Origin of the sequence: Bartonella sp. CB10SXKL, assembly GCF_042195515.1 — a bacterium.
Taxonomy (GTDB): Bacteria; Pseudomonadota; Alphaproteobacteria; order Rhizobiales; family Rhizobiaceae; genus Bartonella.
The window spans coordinates 1-1442 of sequence record NZ_JBHION010000074.1; the positions used below are offsets into that span (position 1 = coordinate 1).

Sequence of the window (1442 nt, forward strand, 5' to 3'; positions counted from 1 at the left end):
CCTTCAATTGCAGGTCCCATAGGATCAAGGTCAAAATCTCTGCCAATCTGGATGGTACCATTATCACCAAAGGTTTTGATCAAGTTTACTTTTCCATAGAAAGACATCGGACGGTTGTTTTCAGTGGAAATGGTTTTTGTCAAACGTCCACCAACACGGATCAACCATTGAGAAGGATTGTTCATATCAACGGTAAAATTATCAGCATCTTCAATGGTATTAAACATCAAATGTTGATAGGCAATTTGTGCTTGCGGCTCAAATGTTAAACTCTCCATTCCGGTTGCAAACTCTTTGCCAACAGTGGTGGAGATACTCAACATTTTGGCATTTTGCAATTTTGCGGTTTTGCCAATGATAGCATTGCCGATATCTCCTTTTAAAATTCCATAGGATAACAGTGTATCCATATAGAAACCATTGTTATGCTGCACGCTGCCATAAGCTGTTAGTGACCATTTATCCAATGTGCTCTTACTTACATCATCCATATCCTTTGGAGTGAAAGACAGCCGCCCATAGGTGCCTACAAGACCGAAATGTGTTGTGGTATTTTGTCCTTCTAATGCTGCGAATGTAACACCGGCTTGGAGAGCAGCATAGCGGATATCAGCACCATAACCATATTTGAGAGGTCCGCGTTCAGAAGATAAGGTTCCTGTGTTTCCGTAAGTATATAGGAAGAAACCGGTTTGTTTTTCTTCTTCTTTTCCTAAAACAGATGTTCTGATATTGGCTAAGAGTGCGTTTTGTTTAGCCATATCCGTTAATCCACTATAGAAGAGAGCATTTGGCATGACCAAATAGCTTGCTGTTTGTGGTACAGGTGCAACGGTAGGGATATTTGTTTCAGGATCAGGATTTGAACCAGAATTGGAGTCAAGCAGTTCGGGTTGCAAACGGAAATCCCAGAAATTTTCATTCTTTTCATCAAAGAGGTTTTGTGCAATATCGGCGTTGCCTTGGCTTGAGTCTGGTCCATAGGCACGTAGTGTATACATATCTGGTAAGCCACCTCTTGTGGTATAGCCATTTACCAGTTTGAAAGAGTTTTCCTCTGCTTTTCCAGAAACTTGAATAAGTGAAAGACCCCGGACATTGGCAGCAGCAGAGGTATTTGCTTCGATATTGTTCTCTTCTAAGCGCCCCGTGACATAAACTGATGTGTTGCCAGAGACATCCCCATGGATCAAAAGTCTATCGGTTTTTTGGTCATTTATTGCAGCACCATCACTCCAAGCCGTGTTGAAGTAAATCTTTGCATCACCCGTTGCATTGTAGACTTCTTGCGTGTCTGGTTTACCAGAACCTATATGCAATGTTTGGTAATGATCTTCGGTTGGTCCATTAAAGATAATAGAGCTGTTATCGAGATTAAGCGTGGAAATATCAGAACGAGATCTTTGAGCGATATCAAGGAGATTGCCATCATCATCTTTTTC

At 41.3% G+C, this 1442-nt stretch carries 1 protein-coding gene; it reads right to left on the bottom strand.

The window, feature by feature from the left end; all coding sequences use genetic code 11:
* Nucleotides 1–1442 (bottom strand): autotransporter outer membrane beta-barrel domain-containing protein (locus tag ACFIK3_RS09470; protein WP_375676617.1); only part of this gene is annotated, 1442 nt, incomplete at both ends.